This is a genomic window from Mycobacterium sp. 1245805.9 (assembly GCF_001672915.1).
Classification (GTDB): domain Bacteria; phylum Actinomycetota; class Actinomycetes; order Mycobacteriales; family Mycobacteriaceae; genus Mycobacterium.
Window position 1 is genome coordinate 17,894 of the sequence record NZ_LZKR01000006.1, and the last position, 20,712, is coordinate 38,605.

The window sequence follows — 20,712 nt, forward strand, 5'->3', positions numbered from 1 at the left end:
CGGGCATCAGGTGCCGTCGGTGCCGGTGCTGCCGCCCTGGCCGTCGACGCCGCCGGGTGCAGTGCCGGTCCCGGCGTTGCCGCCGGTGCCGGCGAGGCCGCCGGGCGCGCCCGAATCGCCGTTGCCGCCGTCACCGCCGTCGCCGCCGTTGCCGCCGTCGCCGCCAGTGGCTCCGGCGCCGGCCGTGCCGCCGGAACCGCCGTCGCCGCCGTTGCCGGCGGTACCGCCAGAACCGCCGATGGCGCCGCCGTTACCGCCGTTGCCGCCATTGCCGGCGTTGCCGCCCTGGCCGCCGTTGCCACCAACGGTGTCGATGACGGTCGGGTCGCCGCCGGCGCCGCCGGCGCCGCCGTTGCCCCCGCTGCCCGCGTTGCCGCCAGCGCCGGCACCGCTACCGGTGTCCGCGGCGCCGGTGCCACCGTCACCGCCGTTTCCGCCCTGGCCGCCGGCCCCACCGCTCCCGCTGATCGCATGGCCGGCGCCGCCGGCGCTCCCGCCGGCACCGCCAGCACCACCATCGCCGCCGCTGCCCGCGTTGCCGCCGTCGGCCGCGGTGCCGGCGCCGCCGTTAAGGCCATCCCCGCCGTTGCCGCCGGCCCCGCCGCTACCACCGGTACCGGGGGCGCCGGTGAGATTCGGGGCGACGCCGGCGGCACCGCCGTTGCCTCCGAGGCCGCCATTGCCGCCGTCGCCCGCCTGCGTGCCGCCGGCGCCGCCGGTTCCGCCGTTGCCGCCGCCGCCGCCGTTCGCGCCGGCGCCGCTGAGGTAGGTGACGGAGTCGCCGCCGGCGCCGCCGTCACCACCGGACCCGCCGTTGCCCGCGCTTCCACCCACACCGGTGCCGGACGCCCCGCCGTTGCCGGCGTTGCCGCCGGTGCCGCCGGTGCCGCCGGCCCCGCCGATGTTGGTGTAGCCGTCGCTGCCGACCAGGGAGTCGCCGCCGTCGCCGCCGGCACCGGCGTTGCCACCGTTGCCCCCGGAACCGCCGGTGGCGGTGCCGGCGCCGCCGTCACCGCCCACCCCGCCATTGCCACCGAGGCCGCCGTTGCCGCCGGCGCTGGTGTACCCGGCTGCCGCGCCGCCGGCCCCGCCGGCGGCCCCGTCGCCGCCGTCGCCGCCGTTACCGCCGATTCCGGATGGGGCGCCGGACCCGCCCTGTCCGCCGTCGCCGCCGTTGCCGGCGTTGCCACCGGTGCCGCCGAGTCCCTGTACGGCATCTGCGTCATCCGCACCGCCCGCGCCGCCCGCACCGGCCGCACCACCGTTGCCGCCGTTGCCCGCGGTCCCGCTCAGACCATCCCCGCCCGCACCGCCGGATCCGCCGTTGCCGCCGTTGCCCGCGTTGCTGCGGCCACCACCCGAGTTGAGACCACCGGCCGCACCGCTACCGCCGGCGCCGCCGGACGAAGTGATGCCGTCGCCGCCCACCCCGCCGGTCCCGCCGGCTCCGCCGTGGCCCACCAACCCGCCGGAGCCGCCGGCGCCGCCGTGCCCCCCGGCTCCGCCGGCGTGGTTCCCGTCGCCGCCCAGCCCGCCGGTGCCGCCGGCCGCTCCGATGCCATAAAGCCCGTGGGCGGCGCCCGCGTTTCCACCCTGACCGCCGGTCCCGCCGTCGTGGTTCCCGCCGCCGCCCACCCCGCCTTGACCGCCGGCGCCGCTGTTGCCAAAGAGCCACCCACCGTTACCGCCGGACCCGCCGTGACCCCCCGTGGCGCCGGCGGAGGCGGTGTCGATGGTGAACCCGCCGGTCCCGCCGACACCGCCGGTCCCGCCTGCGCCGATCAGCCTGGCGGACCCGCCGGCCCCGCCGTCGCCCGCATGCCCGCCGAACGTGTCGATTTCGCCTGCGCCGCCGGATCCACCCGCCCCGCCGTTGCCCTGCAGCCACCCGCCGTTGCCGCCGTGGCCCCCGGAGCCACCTCGGAAGCCACTGCCGCCGGCCCCGCCGTTGCCGATCAGCCCGGCGGCACCACCATTGCCCCCGGCCGCGGCGCCGCCGCTGGTGTAGCTGTAGCCGTTGCCGCCGTTGCCGATCAGCAACCCGCCGGCCTGGCCGTTGGGCGCGTCCGCCGTCCCGTCCGCGCCGTTGCCGATCAACGGGCGGCCGAGCAGCGCCTCGGTGGGCGCGTTCACCAGGCCCAGCAGCTGTTGCAGCGGGTTGGCGTTGGCGGCCTCGGCCGCCGCGTAGGCGCCGGCGGCGGCGTTGAGGTTGCACACAAACTGGTCATGCAACTGGGCGGCTTGGGCGCCGAGGGCCTGATATTGCTGGGCGTGGTTGCCCATCAGCGCCGCTATCGCCGTCGACACCTCGTCCTCGGCCGCCGGCAGCACACCCGTGGTCGGGGCCGCCGCGGCCAGATAGGCCGCGCGGATCGTCGTGCCGACGTTGCCCAAATCCGCGGCGGTCGCCGTGACTATCTCCGGCACCGCGATCACGAGCGACATCTCGTACCTCCGACTCACCCAGGACAGGACCCAGCGCGTGGTGCACGATGCGCAGATCTATTGTGCACGTGTCGAACTGATCGCGCCGGGTGACACGCGTGAGCGCGCGTCGCGGGGTAGTAGGGGCGATCGCCGAGCGGCGGTTATCGGCGCTGGAGCCGCAACCGGTAAGCTGCCCCTCATGCAATTGGCCCTGCAGATCACCCTGGTGGTCACGAGCATCCTGGTGGTGCTGCTGGTGCTGCTGCACCGCGCCAAGGGTGGCGGCCTGTCGACGCTGTTCGGCGGCGGCGTGCAGTCGAGCCTGTCCGGGTCGACGGTCGTGGAGAAGAACCTCGACCGGCTGACGGTGTTCATCGTCGGCATCTGGCTGGTGTGCATCATCGGCATGGCACTGCTGATCAAGTACCGCTGACCGCTCGACGGGCGGCCCACCGGATCCCCACCGATACTGGGACGCATGGCTGAGGCTTCCGACATCGCGCTGGAACCGATCGGTGCCGTCCAACGCACCCGGGTCGGCCGCGAGGCGACCGAGCCGATGCGCGCCGACATCAGGCTGCTGGGCACCATCCTCGGCGACACCGTGCGCGAGCAGAACGGCGACGAGGTCTTCGAGCTCGTCGAACGCGCGCGGGTCGAGTCCTTCCGGGTGCGCCGCTCCGAGATCGACCGGGCCGACATGGCGAGGATGTTCGATGGCATCGACATCCACCGGGCCATCCCGGTCATCCGGGCGTTCAGCCACTTCGCGCTGCTGGCCAACGTCGCCGAGGACATCCACCGGGAACGCCGCCGCGACATCCACGTCGCCGCCGGCGAGCCGCCGCAGGACAGCAGCCTGGCCGCGACGTACGCGAAACTCGATCGGGCGGAGTTGGATTCGGCCACGGTGGCCGACGCGCTGCGGGGCGCCCTGGTGTCCCCGGTGATCACCGCGCACCCCACCGAGACCCGCCGGCGCACCGTGTTCGTCACCCAGCACCGCATCACCGAATTGATGCGGCAGCGCGCCGCCGGGCACACCCAGACCGACCACGGCCGCAGCATCGAGCTCGAGTTGCGCCGCCAAGTGCTGACGCTGTGGCAGACCGCGCTGATCCGGCTGTCCCGGCTGCAGATCACCGACGAGATCGACGTGGGGCTGCGGTATTACCCGGCCGCGCTGTTCGAGGTGATCCCGCAGGTCAACGCCGAGGTCCGGGAGGCGCTGCGCGCCCGCTGGCCCGACGCCGACCTGCTTGCGGCGCCCATCCTGCAACCCGGGTCGTGGATCGGCGGTGACCGCGACGGCAACCCGAACGTGACCGCCGACGTGGTGCGGCGGGCCACCGGCAGCGCCGCGTTCACCGCGCTGGCCCACTACCTGGCCGAGCTGACCGAGCTCGAGCAGGAGCTGTCGATGTCGGCCCGGCTGATCACCGTCACCCCCGAATTGACCGCGCTGGCCGAGGGCGGCAACGAGAGCGCCCGCGCCGACGAGCCCTACCGGCGCGCGACGCGGGTGATCCGCGCCCGCCTCACCGCGACGGGCACCGAGATCCTGGATCGCCGGCCGCAGCACGAGCTCGACCTGGGCCTGCGGCCGTACTCGGTCCCGGCGGAACTGCGCGCCGACCTGGACGTCGTCGACGCCTCGCTGCGCACGCACGGCGCCGACCTTTTGGCGGACGATCGGCTGGCCCGGCTGCGAGAAAGCGTGCACGTCTTCGGGTTTCATCTATCCGGCCTGGACATGCGGCAGAACTCCGACGTGCACGAGGAGGTGGTCGCCGAGCTGCTGGCCTGGGCCGGGGTGCATCAGGACTACGGCTCGCTGGCCGAGGACGAGCGGGTCGAGCTGCTGGCGGGGGAGCTGGCCACCCGCCGGCCGCTGGTCGGCGACCGCGCGCAACTGTCCGAGCTGGCCCGCGGCGAGCTGGCCGTCGTCGCGGCCGCCGCCCGCGCCGTCGAACTGTACGGCCCGGCGGCGGTGCCCAATTACATCATCTCGATGTGCCAGTCGGTGTCGGACGTCCTGGAGGCGGCGATCCTGTTGAAGGAGGCCGGGCTGCTGGACGCGTCCGGCCCGGAACCCTATTGCCCCCTGGGCATTTCGCCACTGTTCGAGACGATCGACGACCTGCACAACGGGGCGTCGATCCTGCAGGCGATGCTGGACCTGCCCATCTACCGCGCGCTGGTGGATGCCCGCGGCGGATGCCAGGAGGTGATGCTGGGCTATTCCGACTCCAACAAGGACGGTGGGTACCTGGCCGCGAACTGGGCGGTGTACCGGGCCGAGCTCACCCTCGTCGAGGTGGCCCGCAAGACCGGAATCCGGTTGCGGCTCTTCCACGGTCGCGGCGGAACCGTGGGCCGCGGCGGCGGCCCCAGCTACCAGGCGATCCTGGCGCAGCCGCCGGGGGCGGTGAACGGCTCGCTGCGCCTCACCGAGCAGGGCGAGGTGATCGCCGCCAAATACGCCGAACCGCAACTGGCCCGGCGCAACCTGGAGAGCCTGGTGGCGGCCACGGTGGAGTCGACGCTGCTCGACGTGGAGGGGTTGGGCGACGCCGCGGAGCCGGCTTACGCGGTGCTCGACAAGGTGGCCGCGCTGGCGCACCGCGCCTACGCCGAATTGGTGCACGAGACGCCGGGTTTCGTGGAGTACTTCAAGGCGTCCACGCCCGTCAGCGAGATCGGGTCGCTGAACATCGGCAGCAGGCCGACGTCGCGCAAGCCCACCGAATCCATCTCCGACCTGCGCGCCATCCCGTGGGTGCTGGCGTGGAGCCAGTCGCGGGTGATGCTGCCGGGCTGGTACGGCACCGGCGCGGCGTTCGAGCAGTGGATCGCGGCGGGCCCCCAGAGCGAAACCGAGCGGGTCGCGATCCTGCACGAGCTGTACGAGCGGTGGCCCTTTTTCCGCAGCGTGCTCTCCAACATGGCGCAGGTGTTGTCCAAGAGCGACCTGGGCCTGGCGGCCCACTACGCCGAGCTGGTGGCCGACGAATCGTTGCGGCACAGGGTGTTCGACAAGATTGTCGACGAGCACCGGCGCACCATCGCCATGCACAAACTCATCACCGGTCAGGACGACCTGCTCGCCGACAACCCGGCGCTGGCCCGTTCGGTGTTCAACCGGTTCCCGTACCTGGAGCCGCTCAACCACCTGCAGGTCGAGTTGCTTCGCCGCTACCGTTCCGGCGACGACGACGAGTTGGTGCAGCGCGGCATCCTGCTGACGATGAACGGTCTGGCAAGCGCGTTACGCAACAGCGGCTGACGGGCATCCCCGTGCCATGGAACCGGCACAAGTGGCCCAGAACACCGTCTTCGAGCGCATCGCCCGCGCCGGCTATGTGGTGAACGGGCTGCTGCACCTGATCGTCGGCTATCTCGCCATCCGGGTCGCGTGCGGTGACGGCGGCACTGCCGACCAGACCGGCGCCCTCGCGACATTGGCGACCAAACCGGGCGGGCCGCTCGCGCTGTGGGTCGCCGCGGCCGCCCTGCTGGCGATGGGCCTGTGGCGGCTCGTCGAGACGGCCCTCGGCCGGTCGAGCGACCGCGAACCCGAGCGCGCATCGCCGGGGCTGTGGGAGCGGGTGAAGGCGTTCGGACTCGCGGCCGTCTACCTGGCGTTCGCCTACTCGGCGTGCGGCTACGCCCGGGGCGCGGGCAGGCCGGCCGATCAACAGAATTCGAGCATCAGCGCGCGCCTGATGCACACCACCGCCGGCACGCTCGCCCTCATCGCCTGCGGCGTGCTCATCGTGGTGGTCGGTGGCTACCACGTCTACAAGGGCGCCAGCCGCAATTTCGTCGACGACCTCAAGGGCAGGTCGGGTGATCTGGTGCGACGCCTCGGCGCCGCCGGCTACGTGGCGAAGGGCGTGGTGATCGCCGGCACCGGGGCGCTGGTCGTCGTCGCCGCCTGCCGCTCGGAACCGAAGAAGGCCACCGGACTCGACGGGGCGCTGAAGACCCTGGGGGCTCAGCCCTACGGGGCCGCGTTGCTGATCGCGGCCGGCGCGGGGATCATCACCTACGGCCTGTACAGCTTCGTGATGGCCCGATCCACCAAGATGTAGGGCTAGCGGTTGCGCAGCCGGTCCAGCACGCCGCGCACGGCATGCTCGGTGACCGACAGCGGCGACATCATCGTCTCGCCGACCTTCACCATGTCGTCGATCCGCGCGACGATCGCCTCGACCGGTTCGACCAGCACGATCAGCCGCTTGGCCAGGTCGTCGAGGCTGGCGAGGGTGCCGTCGAGGTGATCCAGCCCGGCCTCCATCCGTTCGACCGTGGCGTTGAGGTTGGTGAGCGAGCTGTTGAGCTCCCGCATCGTGGTGCTCAGGCCGTCGAGCACGTCCTCGACCTGTTCGACGGTCTTGTCGGCGTTCAGCGCGGCCTGGGTGAGGGTCTTGATCCGGCTTCGCTCGGGCCCCCCGCGCGCGGTTCGGTCTGCCATGACTGAATTATTACCCCGACGCCTCAGCCGGGAAGCTTGGATGCGGCCTCTTGGTCGAGCAGCCAGAGCGTGGTCTCGAGGCCGACGGCCTGCCCGGCCGGCACCGACGCCGGCGAGGCGCCCCCGATGGCGGCGGCCGCCGCGTCGGCCTTGCCCGCGCCGGACACCATCAGCCACACCTCGCGCGAACGCCGGATCGCGGGCAGCGTCAACGTGATTCGCTGTGGCGGCGGTTTGGGGGAGTCCTCGACGGCGACCACCATGCGGCTGGTTTCGCGCACGGCCGCGGTGTCCGGGAAGAGGGAGTTGATGTGGCCCTCCGGCCCCATTCCCAGCAGGTGGACGTCGAAATTGGGCGCCGGCTCGCCGGGTTCGGCGTTGGCGGCCAGCAGTTGCTCATACGCCAGCGCCGCGGCCGCGAGGTCCGCGCCGAATTCGCCGTCGCTGGCCGGCATCGTGTGCACTTGGCTCGACGGGATGTCGACGTGATCGAGCAGGGCCTCGCGCGCCTGCTTGTCGTTGCGCTCGTCGTCGTCTTCGGGCACGTAGCGTTCGTCGCCCCAGAACAGGTGCACCTTCGACCAGTCGATCTGTTCGCGACGGGTGGCGAGGTAGCGCAGCAGCCCGATGCCGTTGCCGCCGCCGGTCAGCACGATCAGGGCCCGGCCCCGGGCCGCCGCGGCGTCCTGAATGGTCTTCACCAGGCGTTCGCCCGCGGCCTCGACGAGGGCGTCGCCGTCTTTGAGAACCTCGACGATCGGACTCATACGTACTGCACTTTCTTGATCCCCTCCAGCGCCGTTCGGTAGATCTCGTCGGCGTCCAGCCGGCGCAGGTCCTCGGCCAGGCACTCGCCGGTTTCCCTGCGCGCCAACGGAACCAGCGCGTCCGGGCGCGCCGTGCGGCTCAGCGTCGCGGTCCTGCCCTCCTGGGGCCGACTGAGTGTGATGGTCTCGCTCTGGCGTGACAGCTCGACCTTCAGGTCGCCGACGGCCCGGCGCACCGGACCGTCGATGCGGCTGGCCAGCCAGCCCGCCAGGATGTCGAGCGCGGGCTCGGTCTTGAGGCCGGAAACCAATGCCGACTCGATCGGTTCGTGCGGTGGCTGGTCGACCGCGGAGGTCAGCAGCGCCCGCCAGTACGTGATGCGCGCCCAGCACAGGTCGGTGTCGCCGGCGCTGTACCCGGGCAGCCGGCTCTTGATCGCCGACAACGGGTCGATGCCGTTGGTGGCGTCGGTGATGCGCCGGATTGCCAACTTGCCCAACGGGTCTTGCGCCGGCTGCTCCGGCGCGATGTCGGGCCACCACGCCACGACGGGGATGTCGGGCAGCAGGAACGGGATGACCACGCTGGCGGCGTGGCCGGCCAGCGGCCCGGACAGCTTGAGGATCACCACCTCGCTGGCACCGGCGTCGCCGCCGGAGCGCAGCTGGGCGTCCAGGCGCGGTTTGTCGGCGTACGGGTCGCCCCGCATCGTGACGATGATCCGGCTCGGGTGCTCGTGGCTGGCGTCGTTGGCCGCCTTGAGCGATTCCTCCAGCACGTCCTCGCTTTCGGGCGCGACGAGCAGCGTCAGCACCCGCCCCATGGTGACCGCGCCGGCCTTCTCGCGCAGTTCGCTCAGTTTCTTGTTGACCGCGGTGGTGGTCGTGTCGGGCAGGTCGACAATCACGGCCGCCGCCATTCGCGCCCCGTGCGGCGCAGCATCTCGAACGCCGATTCCGGGCCCCAGGTGCCGGCCTCGTAAGGGTCGGGCTTGCCGTGCGCCGCCCAGTTGTCGAGGACGGGATCGAGGATTTCCCAGGCCAATTCGACCTCCTCGTTGACCGGGAACAGGGAGGGCTCGCCGAGCAGCACGTCGAGGATGAGCGCTTCGTAGGCCTCGGGCGATTCCTCGGCGAACGCCGACCCGTAGGAGAAGTCCATGTTGACGTCGCGGACCTCCATCGCGGTGCCCGGCACCTTGGAGCCGAACCGCAGCGTGATCCCCTCGTCGGGCTGCACCCGGATGACCATGGCGTTGGTGCCCAGCTCGTCGGTCATGGTGGCGTCGAACGGCAGGAACGGCGCACGCTTGAAGACCAGGGCGATCTCGGTCACCCTGCGGCCCAGGCGTTTTCCGGTGCGCAGATAGAACGGCACGCCGGCCCAGCGGCGGGTGTCGACCTCGAGCGTGATGGCGGCGAACGTCTCGGTGGTGGAGTCCTTTGCGAACCCCTCCTCGTCGAGCAGCCCGACCACCTTCTCGCCGCCCTGCCAGCCGCCGGTGTACTGGCCGCGGCTGGTGGTCTCGTCGAGCGGCTCGGCGAGCTGCGTCGCCGAGAGCACCTTGATCTTCTCCGTTTGCAGCGCAGACGGATTGAAGCTGATCGGTTCCTCCATCGCGGTCAGCGCCAGCAGCTGCATGAGGTGGTTCTGGATGACGTCGCGCGCGGCGCCGATGCCGTCGTAGTAGCCGGCCCGCCCGCCCAGCCCGATGTCCTCGGCCATGGTGATCTGCACGTGGTCGACGTAGTGGGCGTTCCAGATCGGGTCGAACAACTGGTTGGCGAACCGCAGCGCCAGGATGTTACGGACCGTCTCCTTGCCCAGGTAGTGGTCGATGCGGAACACCGCCTCCTCGGGGAAGACGGCGTTGACGGTCTTGTTCAGCTCGCGGGCGCTGTCCAGGTCGTGGCCGAAGGGCTTTTCGATGACCACCCTGCTCCACCGGTCGCCCTGCGGACGGGCCAGACCGGACCTGTGCAGCTGCTCACACACCACCGGAAACGCGTTCGGTGGGATCGCCAGGTAGAAGGCATGGTTGCCGCCGGTGCCGCGCTCGGCGTCGAGCTTCTCCAGCGTCTCAGCGAGCCGGGCGAACGCCTCGTCGTCGTCGAAAGCGCCCGGCACGAAACGGAATCCCTCGGCCAACCGCTCCCAGTAGTCCTCCCGAAACGGCGTGCGGCAGTGCTCCTTGACGGCCTGGTAGACCACCTTGCGGAAATCCTGCGTCTCCCAGTCCCGGCGGGCGAAGCCCACCAGCGAGAAGGTGGGCGGGAGCAGCCCGCGGTTGGCCAGGTCGTAGATGGCGGGCATCACCTTCTTGCGGGCCAGGTCACCGGTGACGCCGAAGATCACCATGCCGCACGGGCCCGCGATCCGGGGCAGCCGCTTGTCCTGCTTGTCCCGCAACGGGTTTCGCCACTGATCGGCCCCGCGCGAGCCCGCCTTCGAGCCCGCCGGGCTCATTTGCCGAGGGAATCGAGTTGCTTCTGCGTCTCGTCCAACAGCTCGGTCCAGGACTCCACGAACTTGTCAACGCCCTCTTTTTCCAGCACCACGAAGACGTCGGTCAGGTCGACGCCGACCGCGGCCAGCTTGTCGAACACCTCCTGGGCGGCCGACGCGGTGCCGCTGACGGTGTCGCCCTTGACTTCACCGTGATCGGCGACGGCGTCGATCGTCTTCTCCGGCATGGTGTTCACCGTGTTGGGCGCGACCAGCTCGGTGACGTAGAGGGTGTCGGAGTAGTCGGGGTTCTTGACGCCCGTAGACGCCCACAGCGGGCGCTGCACGCGGGCCCCGGCGGACTTGAGCGACTCGTAGCGATCGCCGCCCTTGAAGACCTCTTCGTAGGCGGCGTATGCCAGCCGGGCGTTGGCGACGCCGGCCTTGCCGCGCAGCGCGAGCGCGTCTTCGGAGCCGATCTTTTCCAGCCGCTTGTCGACCTCGGTGTCCACCCGGGAGACGAAGAACGATGCCACCGAATGGATCTTGGACAGGTCGTGTCCGGCCTCACGGGCCTTCTCCAGCCCGGCCAGGTAGGCGTCCATCACCTGGCGGTGCCGCTCGACGGAGAAGATCAGCGTGACGTTGACCGAAATCCCTTCCGCCAGAACGGCGGTGATGGCCGGAAGGCCGGCCTTGGTCGCGGGGATCTTGATGAACAGGTTCGGCCGGTCGACGATCTTCCACAGCTCGACGGCCTGGGCGATGGTCTTGTCGGTGTCGTCGGCAAGCCGCGGGTCGACCTCGATGGACACCCGGCCGTCCACCCCGTCGGAGCCCTCCCACTGCGGCGCCAGCACGTCACACGCCCGGCGCACGTCGTCGGTGGTGACGGTGCGGATGGTGGCGTCCACGTCGGCGCCGCGCTCGGCCAGCTCGGCGATCTGGCCGTTGTAGGAGTCGCCCTCGGCGAACGCCTTCTGGAAGATCGAGGGGTTGGTGGTAACGCCGACAACGCTTTTGGTGTCGATCAGCTCCTGCAGGTTGCCCGACTGCAGCCGCTCCCGCGACAAGTCGTCCAGCCAAACGGACACCCCGGCTGCGCTCAACGCCGCGAGGTTGGGGTTCTGACTGGCCATGTGAATCACCCTTTCTCAGTTATCGACTACCTGCTCCGCGGCCGCCGCGACGGCTTCGGCGGTAAAGCCGAACTCACGGAACAAAGTCTTGTAATCGGCGGATTCGCCGTAGTGCTCGATCGACACGATGCGACCGGTGTCGCCGACGAGCTTGTGCCAGGACTGCGCGACGCCCGCCTCGACGGCCACCCGCGCCGACACCGACGGAGGCAGGACGCTGTCGCGGTACTCCTCGGGCTGCGATTCGAACCACTCCACGCACGGCATGGACACCACCCGTGCCACGATGTCCCTGTCCGCCAGCAGGTTTCGCGCCTCGACGGCGAGCTGAACCTCGGAGCCCGTGGCGATCAGCACGACGTCGGGCTCGTCGCCGCCGTCATCACCGAGGATGTAGCCGCCGCGGCCCACGCCCTCGAAGTTGGTGCCCTCCAGGACCGGCACGCCCTGGCGGGTCAGGATCAGGCCGACCGGGCCGCTGCCGTTGCCGCGGGCCAGAATCGTGCGCCAGGCGTAGGCCGTCTCGTTGGCGTCGGCAGGGCGCACCACGGACAGGTGGGGGATGGCGCGCAGCGCCGCCAGGTGCTCGATGGGCTGATGCGTCGGGCCGTCCTCGCCCAGCCCGATCGAATCGTGCGTCCACACGTAGATGGTGTCGATGTTCATCAGTGACGCGAGGCGCACCGCCGGGCGCATGTAGTCGGAGAACTGTAGGAACGTTCCGCCGTAGGCCCGGGTCGGGCCGTGCAGCACGATGCCGGACAGGATGGCGCCCATTGCGTGTTCGCGTACGCCGAAGTGCAGCGTGCGACCGTACCAGTCGGCGGTGTAATCCTTCGTCGAAATAGACGGGGGCCCAAACGATTTGACGTTGTCCATGGTGGTGTTGTTGCTACCCGCCAGGTCGGCCGAACCGCCCCACAGCTCGGGCAGTTTCGGCCCCACCGCGTTCAGCACCTTGCCGGACGCCGCGCGGGTGGCCAACGGCTTGTCGTCGGTTGTCCAGGTCGGGATGTCGGCGTCCCAGCCGTCGGGCAACCGCTCGGCGGTCAACCGGTCCAGCAGCGCCTTGCGGTCCGGTTCACGCTGCGCCCAGGCGTCGAACTCCGCCTGCCACTTCTCGTGCGCTTCCTTGCCGCGGTCCACCAGCTTGCGGGTGTGGGCGATGACCTCGTCGCGCACCTCGAAGTTCTTGTCCGGGTCGAAGCCCAGGATCTTCTTGACGGCCGCGACCTCTTCGTCGCCGAGGGCGGCGCCGTGCGCCTTGCCGGTGTTCATCAGCTTGGGCGCCGGGTAGCCGATGATGGTGCGCAGCTCGATGAACGACGGCCGGTCGGTGACGGCCTTGGCGTTGGCGATGGCCTCCTCGATGCCGACGACGTTCTCGCCGCCCTCGACCCGCTGCACGTGCCAGCCGTAGGCCTCGTAGCGCGCCGCGGTGTCCTCGCACAGCGCGATGTTGGTGTCGTCCTCGATGGAGATCTGGTTGTGGTCGTAGAACACGATCAGGTTGCCCAGCTGCTGCACGGCCGCCAGCGACGACGCCTCGGACGTCACGCCCTCCTCGATGTCCCCGTCGGAGGCGATCACGAAGATGAAATGGTCGAACGGGCTGGTGCCCGGCTCGGCGTCCGGATCGAACAGGCCGCGCTCGTAGCGCGACGCCATCGCCATCCCGACCGACGAGGCCAGGCCCTGACCGAGCGGGCCGGTGGTGATCTCAACGCCCTTGGTGTGCCGGAACTCCGGGTGCCCGGGCGTCTTGGATCCCCAGGTGCGCAACGACTCGATGTCCGACAGCTCCAGCCCGAACCCGCCGAGGTACAGCTGCAGGTACAGGGTCAGGCTGCTGTGCCCCGCCGACAGCACGAACCGGTCGCGGCCCAGCCAGAAGGTATCGCTGGGGTCGTGGCGCATCGTTCGCTGAAACAGGGTGTAGGCCAACGGCGCCAGGCTCATCGCCGTTCCGGGATGGCCGTTGCCGACTTTTTGCACCGCGTCGGCGGCCAGCACCCGGATCGTGTCGACCGCCGCCGAATCGATCTCGGTCCAGTCGTCGGGGAGGTGCGGTTGGGTCAGCGTGGAGATCTCTTCGAGTGTCGTCACAGCCTCTGTCCTTGGGTCATCAAGCTGATATTGCCTACCCTAATGCGGGAGTGCCGGCTCCTGCAGTGCAGAGTTTCGGGTACCCAACGCCGGCAGCTGTGAAAATTACGCTCCCGTTGCCTGGGCTTTGCATTCAGTTCGCAATTCTCGGAAGAATCCCCTTTCGGACCCTCCTGGCAGGCCACCGCCGGCACGCGGTCTACCATCGTGCGTAGTAGATGCTGCGCGCTGCTGCGACCCGAGGAGTTATTGCGTGAGCGTTCGCGGGCGCGTCGCGCCGAGTCGAGTACCGGGCCGGGTACAAGGCACGGTTTTGGCGTACCTGGCGCTGACCAAGCCGCGGGTGATCGAACTGCTGCTGGTCACCGCGATCCCGGCGATGCTGCTCGCCCACCGCGGCACCGTGAACCCGCTGCTGATCCTGAACACCCTGATCGGCGGGATGCTGGCCGCCGGCGGCGCCAACACGCTCAACTGCGTGGCCGACGCCGACATCGACAAGGTGATGAAGCGCACCGCGCGCAGGCCGCTGGCGCGCGCGGCGGTGCCGACGCGAAACGCGCTGGTCCTGGGCCTGGTGCTCAGCGTGGGCTCGTTCTTCTGGCTGTGGTGGACGACGAACCTGCTGTCGGGACTGCTGGCCGTCGCCACCATCGCGTTCTATGTGTTCGTCTACACCCTGTTGCTCAAGCGGCGCACCTCGCAAAACGTGGTGTGGGGCGGCGCGGCCGGCTGCATGCCGGTGATGATCGGCTGGTCCGCCGTCACCGGCACCATCGGCTGGCCGGCGCTGGTGATGTTCGCCATCATCTTCTTCTGGACGCCGCCGCACACCTGGGCGCTGGCGATGCGCTACAAGGACGACTACAAGGCGGCCGGCGTGCCGATGCTGCCGGCGGTAGCGACCGAGCGCCAGGTCACCAAGCAGATCCTGATCTACACCTGGCTGACCGTGCTGGCGACGCTGGCGCTGGCGCTCGCGACTGGCTGGCTGTACGCGGCGGTCGCCCTGCTGGCCGGGGTGTGGTTCTTGGCCATGGCGCATCAGCTGTACGCCGGCGTGCGCGCCGGCGAACCGGTCAAGCCGCTGCGCCTGTTCCTGCAGTCGAACAACTACCTGGCCGTGGTGTTCTGCGCGCTGGCGGTCGACTCGGTGATCGCGCTGCCGACGCTGCTCTAGGCACCGGTCACGGTCGTCACACCATTCTCTCCGCGGGGCGGGCACAACGCCGAGCGTGAAGCCACTGCGAAAAAAGGTCGGGAATTTCGCAGTGGCTTCAAGCTCAGTGAAAGGTGTGCCAGAAGCCTCTACGGCAGCAGCACAATCGAGCCCGTCGTCTTGCGGGCCTGCAGGTCCTGGTGTGCGCGGGCCGCTTCGGCGAGCGGGTAACGCCCGCCGACCTCGATGGTGAGGCCGCCGCCGGCGATCGCGTCGAACAGTTCGCCCGCGCGCCAATGGAACTCGTCGCCGGTGCGGATGAAGTGCGCCAGCGACGGCCGGGTCAGGAACACCGACCCGGCGGCGTTGAGGCGCTGCGGGTCGAACGGCGGAACGGGCCCGCTGGCGGCGCCGAACAGCGCCAGGGTGCCGCGCACGGCCAGGCTGGCCAGGCTGGCGTCGAAGGTCGTCGCGCCGACGCCGTCGTACACCGCGGCCACCCCATCGCCCCCCGTCAATTCGCGGATCTTCTGGCCGAATTCGCCTGGGTCGTCGGGGTAGGAGAGCACCTCGGCGGCGCCCGCCTCCCTGGACATCCGCTCCTTCTCCGGCGTGGAGACCGTCGTGATGACCCGCGCGCCGCGCAGCGTGGCCCACTGCGTCAGGATCAGCCCGACCCCGCCGGCGCCCGCGTGCACCAGCACGGTGTCACCGCTTTTGACCGGATACACCGACGTCAGCAGGTAGTGCGCGGTCAGGCCCTTCAGCATCACCGAGGCCGCCACATCGGACGTCACGCCGTCGGGCACCTTCGCGGTCAAAGTCGCTGGGGCGATGGCGAATTCGGCGTAGGCGCCGGACGCCGCGGCGGTGCCCACCCGGTCGCCCTCGCTGAAACCGTCGACCCCGTCGCCCGTGGCGACAACGGTGCCGGCGGTCTCCTGGCCGAGGAGGAACGGCACCTCGCGCGGGTACTGCCCGGAGCGGAAATACGTGTCGATGTAGTTGACGCCGATGGCCTCGGCCTTGATCAAGACCTCGCCGGGACCGGGCGTGGGCTCGGCGACGTCGACATAGCGCAGGACTTCGGGACCACCGGTTTCGCTGATTTCGATTGCGTGCATGGGGATATCATGCCCGGGCATGAAGCTGGCCCGGCCGGACGTCTTCCATCCGCGCATCGTGCTGGCGGGCGGCCCGCGACACCCCGACGATGCGGGGCTGGTGCCCGCGCTGCGAGCCCGCGGGCTGCACGCGCGCTGGCTGTCCTGGGACGACCCGCAGACCGTCGGCGCTGACCTGGTAATCCTGCGGCGCGCCCCCAACCGGCGCGACGACTTCCTGGCCTGGACCCGCCGGGTGCGCCACCTGCTCAACCCGCCCGACGCGGTCGCGTGGAACCTCGGCGCGCGGTACCTGCTCGACCTCGAGGGCGACGGGGTACCGGTGGCGCCGGGAGCGACGGCTCGGTCGGCGTTGGTATTCATCGGCGGCCAGCGGTCGCACGCGTGGCCGCTCGAGCCGGAGTTCGAGTCGTGGGACCTCGGATACGCCGCCATCGCCTCCGCCGCCCAACGCGCCGCAATCGACTCGCGTGACCTGCTTTACGCGCGCGCCGACCTGGCGGGGGAGCGGCTGGTGGGGCTCGACCTCGTCGCGCCGTCGCTGGGGTGGTCGCATCTCGACGCCGACACCCGGGGGCGCGCCCAGCGCGAGTTCGCCCGCGCGGTGGAGTCAGCCTGCGAGCGGCTGGGCCTCGGTCCGTTGTCGCATCGACGCCCATAGCGCCGCCGTGGCCGCCGTGCAGGCCGCCGCGCCGGCCACGTGCACCGCGACCAGGGCGGCGGGCACTCCGGTGTAGTACTGCGTGGTGCCGACGGCGGCCTGGGCGCAGACCAGGGCGACCAGCACGCCCAGCCGCAGCCGGATGGCGCGGCCGGCGCCCACCGCCAGCAGCCCGAAGCCGAGCCCGACCAGCAGCGTCAGGTAGGAGACCAGCAGCGACGAGTGCGCGTGCACCAGCGTGGTGATCTCGACCTTGAGCCGGGGCACCGTGCGGCTGGGGCTGCGGTCACCGGCGTGCGGGCCGGCGGCGGTCACCAGCGTGCCGGTGATAAGCACCGCCGCCAGGTTCACCGCGCTCAGCGCGGTCAGCGCCCGCAGCGGCCGCGCCACCGCGTAGTGGACCACGCCGTTGTCCGGCTCGCCGACCTTGACGTAGAGCAGCACCGAGAGCCACACCATCGTCATCGACGTCAGCAGGTGCACGGCGACCGTCCACCACAGCAGCCCGGTGCGCACGGTGACGCCGCCGATCACCGCCTGCACCACCGTCGACACCGGCATCAGCCACGCGTAGACGAGGACCTCGGTGCGCCGGCGCGCCCGGGTGACGGCCAAGACGGCCAGCGCCGCGGTGATGACGACGGCGAAGGTGATCATCCGGTTGCCGAACTCGACGGCCTGGTGGATCCGCGGCACCTCGGCCACCGCGACCGGCGTGAAGCTGCCCGGAAAGCACTGCGGCCAGGTGGGGCAGCCCAGCCCCGAGGCGGTGACGCGCACGATCGCGCCGGTGACCGCTATGCCGCCCTGGCTCAGGATGACGAGCGCGGCGATCACCCGCTGGGCGCGCAGGCTGGGGTCGGGGAGCAGGTCCACCAACCGCAGCAGCGTTCGTCGTAGCACGGCCCGATGGTAAGCGCTCCTACGCCGCGTAGTAGAAACGGCCTCGTCAGGTGAAGCGGAACCAGCGCCGCGCGGCCAGCGCCGCCAGCGCGCCCCACACCGCCAGCACGACGAGCCCGAACCAGTCCACCGAGAGTGTCATCGCCTGTGAGAGCGCCTCGGTGAGCGCGCCCGACGGGGTGAGCCGCGCCGCCCACTTCACGGCCGTCGGGATCATCCTGGTTTCCAGGGTCAGCGCGCCCAGGCCGGCGAAGACGAACCACATCAGGTTGGCCACCGCCAGCACGATCTCGGCCCGCAGCGTCCCGCCGAGCAGCAGCCCGAGGGCCGCGAAGCCCGCGGTGCCCAGCGCGATGACCGCCGCGCCCAACAGCAGGGCCGCCGGCGCGGGTCGCCAGCCCAGCGCAAAACCGATGGCGCCCAACAGGATTGCCTGCAGGAACACCACCGTGACCACGGCCAGCGACTTGCCGGCGATGATGCCCCAGACCGGCAGCGGGGTGGCCCCGAGCCGTTTCAGCGCGCCGTAGCGGCGATCGAACGCGACGGCGATCGCCTGCCCGGTGAACGCGGTCGAGATCACCGCGAGGGCCATGATGACCGGGACGAACGTGGCCGCGCGGTTGCGGCCGAAGTCGCCGAACGGCAGCAGGGTCAGCCCGACCAGCAGCGTGATCGGGATGAACATGGTCAGCAGCAGTTGCTCGCCGTTGCGCAGCAGCAGCTTGAGCTCGAGCCCGAACTGCGCCGCGAGCATCCGCGGCACGGGGCTGGGGCGCGGGTCGGGTTTGAAGGTCCCCGCGGGGAACGTGGTCGACTGGGTCACGGCCGTAGCTTCCTGCCGGTGAGGTCGAGGAAGACGTCCTCGAGGCTGCGCTGCTCGACGCGCATGTCGGTCGCCAGCACGTCGATCTGCGCGCACCACGCCGTGACGGTCGCCAGCACCTGCGGGTCGACCGGGCCCTCGACCAGGTACTCGCCCGGCGTCACCTCGGTGGCCTTGTAGTCCTCCGGCAGCGCGGACGCCAGCAGGGACAGGTCGAGGCGTGGCGGCGCGGTGAACCGCAGCTGATCCTTGGCGCCCGCGCGCATCAGTTCCGTCGGGGTGCCCGAGGCCACCGTCACCCCGTGGTCGATGATCACCAGCCGATCGGCGAGTTCCTCGGCCTCCTTGAGCTGGTGCGTGGTCAGCACCACGGTCACGCCGTCGCGGCGCAGCGCGTCGATGAGCTCCCAGACCAGCAGCCGGGCGTGGGCGTCCATGCCGGCGGTCGGCTCGTCGAGGAACACCAGCTCGGGCCGGCCGACCAGCGCACAGGCAAGCGCGAGCCGTTGCTGCTGCCCGCCGGAGAGCCGCCGGTAGGTGGTGCGGGCGGCGTCGGTGAGGCCGAGGGTGTCCAGCAGCCACGCCGGGTCCAGCGGGTCGGCGGAATACGCCGCCACCAGGTCGAGCATTTCGCCCGCCCGCGCCGCGGGGTAGCTGCCGCCGCCCTGCAGCATCACGCCGATGCGCGCGCGGAGGCGGGCGTTGTCGGCGATGGGGTCCAGGCCGAGCACCCGGATGGTGCCGGCGTCGGGGCGCGTGAAGCCCTCGCACATCTCGACCGTCGTGGTCTTACCGGCGCCGTTGGGCCCGAGCAGGGCCAGCACCTCGGCGGCGTGCACCTCCAGATCGAGGTTGGAGACGGCCGTGGTTGACCCGTATTGCTTGGTGACCCCGCGCAGCCGCACGACAGTGTCGGGCGTTTCGGGGAGCGGGCTCACGTGGAATCAGCGTAGGCGTCGGGTGCCGCCTCGGAACTGGGGGTCTTGGGAGCCACCGGGGCGACCAGCCCGATCACCGTCTGGCCGTTGGTTTCCGGGCTCGTCGGCGGCAGTTGGCGCCACGGCAGGCGCCTGTATGTCAGCGCGATGAGCACCGCGACGATCAGGGTGCTGGCCAGCGTGGCGTCCACGATCTGAAACAGCGCGAAGCGGTCACCGTTGGCCGTCGGACCGAAGATGCCCACGACGAGGGTGATGATGATCGCCGCCACGCGGAAGCCCGGGCGCGTCGCCCACGCGGCCAGCGGGATGATCGCCCACAGCAGGTACCAGGGCTGCACCACGGGGAACAGCAACACGCAGATGCCCAGCGCGACGCCCAGGCCGCCGATCGGGTGCAGCCGGCCGCGGAAGACGGCCACGAGCAACCAGACCACCAACACCATGATGATCAGCACGCCGATGCCACGCGTCAGCCCCAACACCGCGGTCGTGTGATCGCCGAGGCCCAGCAGGATGCCCACCTGCCCGGTGCCGAGGGCGAGCAGCGTCGGCGGCGACAACCAGCTGCGCACCACGTTGGCGGTGCCGAGCGTGTAGATCCAGCCGAAGCCCAGCCCGCTGGCCCAGCCGACCAGGGCCATCACGGCCAGTGACAGGGCCGCCATCCCGCCGCCCGCCAGCAGCAGGGCGCGCAGGTTGCCGCCGCAGCGGTAGGCCAGCGCCATCGTGACGAAGCCCAGCGCCAGCAGCGACGGCAGCTTCACCTGCGAGGACAGGGTGATCAGGATTGCGCCGGCGACCAGCATGCCCAGCGGTCCCCAGTCCGGGCCCGGCCGCCACGAGGTGGGCAGCAGCCGCGGGGCGTCGACGCCGCGCAGGGCGAATTCCGCGCCGGCCAGCATCAGCCCGAGCATCAGCGCCTCGTTGTGGACGCCGGCGACCAGATGCATGATCAGCAGCGGATTGGCCGCCCCCAGCCACAGCGCGCTCACCTCCGCGACGCCGCAGCGCCGGGCCAGCCGCGGGGTGGCCCACACGATCAGGCCGACGCCGATCAGCACCACGATCCGGTGGCACAGCACCGCGGCGACGATGTTCTCCCCGGTCAGTGCGGAGATGCCGCGCCCGATCCACAGGAACAACGGGCCGTAGGGCGCCGGTGTCTCGCGCCACAGCGTGGGCACGGACAGCGTGAACACGTGGCCGAGGCCCAGCCCGGACGCCGGACCCACCTTGTACGGGTCGAGCCCCTCCAGCGAGATCTGGCTCTGGGCCAGGTAGGAGTAGACGTCCTTGCTGTACATGGGCGGCGCGATCAGCAGCGGCAGCGTCCACAGCAGCAGGGTGCGGTCCAGGTCCCCGCGCGACATTTTCCGGTTGCCCAGCGCGAACCGCCCCAGCATCAGCCAGGCCAGCGCCATCATCACCGCGCCGGTCGTCGTCATCGTCAGCGAGACCGTCTGGATGCGCGACGGCAGGTTGAGCAGCCGGACCCCGAACGTCGGATCCTGCACGACGGGCCGCGCCCCGGCGCCCAGCGCGCCGATCGCCATCAGGACGGTGCCGGTGGCGCCGAACAGGCGGGTGCGCTGCAGCGCGGTGAGCTCGGTATCGTTCAGCGGCGAGCCCACCGCTTGCTCGTCGCCGTGCAAGCTGGCGATCGACGAGCTCAGCGTGTGGTGGCGGGCTGCCATCAGAGCAGCGTAGCGGCACGCCCTTGTGACCAGCGCAACGCG

The 20,712-nt window shown here is 70.9% G+C and carries 17 protein-coding genes; 5 read left to right on the forward strand and 12 right to left on the reverse strand.

Features of this window, described 5'->3' with window-relative positions:
* Positions 1-6 precede the first annotated feature (6 nt).
* Positions 7-2,445, reverse strand: a complete 2,439-nt coding sequence (locus A9X00_RS01445) for a PE family protein (RefSeq protein WP_067148195.1) — start codon at positions 2,443-2,445, stop codon at positions 7-9.
* A gap of 181 nt (positions 2,446-2,626) precedes the next feature.
* Here A9X00_RS01445 and secG point away from each other — a divergent pair, with 181 nt between their 5' ends.
* From secG to A9X00_RS01460, 3 genes are read left to right on the forward strand one after another with little or no spacing between them, the layout of a single operon-like run.
* Complete coding sequence (secG, locus tag A9X00_RS01450; protein WP_066929551.1) at positions 2,627-2,860, forward strand: preprotein translocase subunit SecG; 234 nt, start codon at positions 2,627-2,629, stop codon at positions 2,858-2,860.
* A gap of 45 nt (positions 2,861-2,905) precedes the next feature.
* Positions 2,906-5,713: a phosphoenolpyruvate carboxylase gene (gene ppc, locus A9X00_RS01455; protein WP_067148197.1), complete on the forward strand. Its 2,808-nt coding sequence runs from the start codon at positions 2,906-2,908 to the stop codon at positions 5,711-5,713.
* Positions 5,714-5,729: 16 nt separating this feature from the next.
* Positions 5,730-6,521: a DUF1206 domain-containing protein gene (locus tag A9X00_RS01460; protein WP_067148200.1), complete on the forward strand. Its 792-nt coding sequence runs from the start codon at positions 5,730-5,732 to the stop codon at positions 6,519-6,521.
* Between the two features lie 2 nt (positions 6,522-6,523).
* On the opposite strand, the gene A9X00_RS01465 is transcribed toward A9X00_RS01460, so the two are convergent.
* From A9X00_RS01465 to tkt, 6 genes are read right to left on the reverse strand one after another with little or no spacing between them, the layout of a single operon-like run.
* A complete protein-coding gene (locus A9X00_RS01465; protein WP_067148203.1) occupies positions 6,524-6,904 on the reverse strand; it encodes an ATPase in 381 nt (126 codons plus the stop codon).
* A 23-nt stretch (positions 6,905-6,927) separates the two neighbouring features.
* Complete coding sequence (pgl, locus tag A9X00_RS01470) at positions 6,928-7,671, reverse strand: 6-phosphogluconolactonase (protein ID WP_067148206.1); 744 nt, start codon at positions 7,669-7,671, stop codon at positions 6,928-6,930.
* Positions 7,668-8,579 carry a glucose-6-phosphate dehydrogenase assembly protein OpcA gene (gene opcA, locus A9X00_RS01475; protein ID WP_067148255.1) on the reverse strand — a complete coding sequence of 304 codons (912 nt, stop codon included), beginning with the start codon at positions 8,577-8,579 and terminating at the stop codon, positions 7,668-7,670. The genes pgl and opcA overlap by 4 nt, the downstream gene beginning before the upstream one ends.
* Entirely contained in the window at positions 8,576-10,138 is a 1,563-nt protein-coding gene (gene zwf, locus A9X00_RS01480) for a glucose-6-phosphate dehydrogenase (protein WP_067148209.1), read from the reverse strand. The genes opcA and zwf overlap by 4 nt, the downstream gene beginning before the upstream one ends.
* Positions 10,135-11,256, reverse strand: coding sequence for a transaldolase (tal, locus tag A9X00_RS01485; protein ID WP_067148212.1), 1,122 nt, complete (start codon positions 11,254-11,256; stop codon positions 10,135-10,137). The genes zwf and tal overlap by 4 nt, the downstream gene beginning before the upstream one ends.
* 15 nt (positions 11,257-11,271) lie before the next feature.
* The gene (gene tkt, locus A9X00_RS01490) at positions 11,272-13,362 is read right to left on the reverse strand and encodes a transketolase (protein ID WP_067148214.1); all 2,091 of its coding nucleotides are present in this window, start codon (positions 13,360-13,362) and stop codon (positions 11,272-11,274) included.
* Between the two features lie 253 nt (positions 13,363-13,615).
* On the opposite strand from tkt, the gene A9X00_RS01495 reads away from it, so the two are divergent.
* On the forward strand, positions 13,616-14,542 hold the full coding sequence (locus A9X00_RS01495; RefSeq protein ID WP_067148217.1) for a heme o synthase: 927 nt from the start codon (positions 13,616-13,618) through the stop codon (positions 14,540-14,542).
* Between the two features lie 128 nt (positions 14,543-14,670).
* On the opposite strand, the gene A9X00_RS01500 is transcribed toward A9X00_RS01495, so the two are convergent.
* Positions 14,671-15,645 carry a quinone oxidoreductase gene (locus A9X00_RS01500; RefSeq protein WP_067148220.1) on the reverse strand — a complete coding sequence of 325 codons (975 nt, stop codon included), beginning with the start codon at positions 15,643-15,645 and terminating at the stop codon, positions 14,671-14,673.
* Between the two features lie 19 nt (positions 15,646-15,664).
* Between A9X00_RS01500 and A9X00_RS01505 the strand changes: the two genes are divergently transcribed.
* Entirely contained in the window at positions 15,665-16,306 is a 642-nt protein-coding gene (locus tag A9X00_RS01505) for a hypothetical protein (protein WP_067148223.1), read from the forward strand.
* On the opposite strand, the gene A9X00_RS01510 is transcribed toward A9X00_RS01505, so the two are convergent.
* The 4 genes from A9X00_RS01510 to mptB are packed head-to-tail and all read right to left on the reverse strand — an operon-like array spanning position 16,256 to position 20,670.
* Positions 16,256-17,209 carry a heme A synthase gene (locus A9X00_RS01510; RefSeq protein ID WP_082974623.1) on the reverse strand — a complete coding sequence of 318 codons (954 nt, stop codon included), beginning with the start codon at positions 17,207-17,209 and terminating at the stop codon, positions 16,256-16,258. The genes A9X00_RS01505 and A9X00_RS01510 overlap by 51 nt on opposite strands.
* Before the next feature lie 46 nt (positions 17,210-17,255).
* On the reverse strand, positions 17,256-18,035 hold the full coding sequence (locus A9X00_RS01515; RefSeq protein WP_067148226.1) for an ABC transporter permease: 780 nt from the start codon (positions 18,033-18,035) through the stop codon (positions 17,256-17,258).
* Positions 18,032-18,973: an ABC transporter ATP-binding protein gene (locus A9X00_RS01520; RefSeq protein WP_156771880.1), complete on the reverse strand. Its 942-nt coding sequence runs from the start codon at positions 18,971-18,973 to the stop codon at positions 18,032-18,034. Before A9X00_RS01520 ends, A9X00_RS01515 begins: the two co-directional genes overlap by 4 nt.
* Positions 18,970-20,670, reverse strand: coding sequence for a polyprenol phosphomannose-dependent alpha 1,6 mannosyltransferase MptB (mptB, locus tag A9X00_RS01525; protein WP_067148229.1), 1,701 nt, complete (start codon positions 20,668-20,670; stop codon positions 18,970-18,972). Before mptB ends, A9X00_RS01520 begins: the two co-directional genes overlap by 4 nt.
* Positions 20,671-20,712: the final 42 nt, after the last annotated feature.

What these genes read in the sequence shown, in the direction of transcription:
- A9X00_RS01445 (WP_067148195.1), bottom strand. Translation starts at nt 2,445, where the DNA reads ATGTCGCTCGTGATCGCGGTGCCGGAGATAGTCACGGCGACCGCCGCG.
- secG (WP_066929551.1), top strand. Translation starts at nt 2,627, where the DNA reads ATGCAATTGGCCCTGCAGATCACCCTGGTGGTCACGAGCATCCTGGTG.
- ppc (WP_067148197.1), top strand. Translation starts at nt 2,906, where the DNA reads ATGGCTGAGGCTTCCGACATCGCGCTGGAACCGATCGGTGCCGTCCAA.
- A9X00_RS01460 (WP_067148200.1), top strand. Translation starts at nt 5,730, where the DNA reads ATGGAACCGGCACAAGTGGCCCAGAACACCGTCTTCGAGCGCATCGCC.
- A9X00_RS01465 (WP_067148203.1), bottom strand. Translation starts at nt 6,904, where the DNA reads ATGGCAGACCGAACCGCGCGCGGGGGGCCCGAGCGAAGCCGGATCAAG.
- pgl (WP_067148206.1), bottom strand. Translation starts at nt 7,671, where the DNA reads ATGAGTCCGATCGTCGAGGTTCTCAAAGACGGCGACGCCCTCGTCGAG.
- zwf (WP_067148209.1), bottom strand. Translation starts at nt 10,138, where the DNA reads ATGAGCCCGGCGGGCTCGAAGGCGGGCTCGCGCGGGGCCGATCAGTGG.
- tal (WP_067148212.1), bottom strand. Translation starts at nt 11,256, where the DNA reads ATGGCCAGTCAGAACCCCAACCTCGCGGCGTTGAGCGCAGCCGGGGTG.
- A9X00_RS01500 (WP_067148220.1), bottom strand. Translation starts at nt 15,645, where the DNA reads ATGCACGCAATCGAAATCAGCGAAACCGGTGGTCCCGAAGTCCTGCGC.
- A9X00_RS01505 (WP_067148223.1), top strand. Translation starts at nt 15,665, where the DNA reads ATGAAGCTGGCCCGGCCGGACGTCTTCCATCCGCGCATCGTGCTGGCG.
- mptB (WP_067148229.1), bottom strand. Translation starts at nt 20,670, where the DNA reads ATGGCAGCCCGCCACCACACGCTGAGCTCGTCGATCGCCAGCTTGCAC.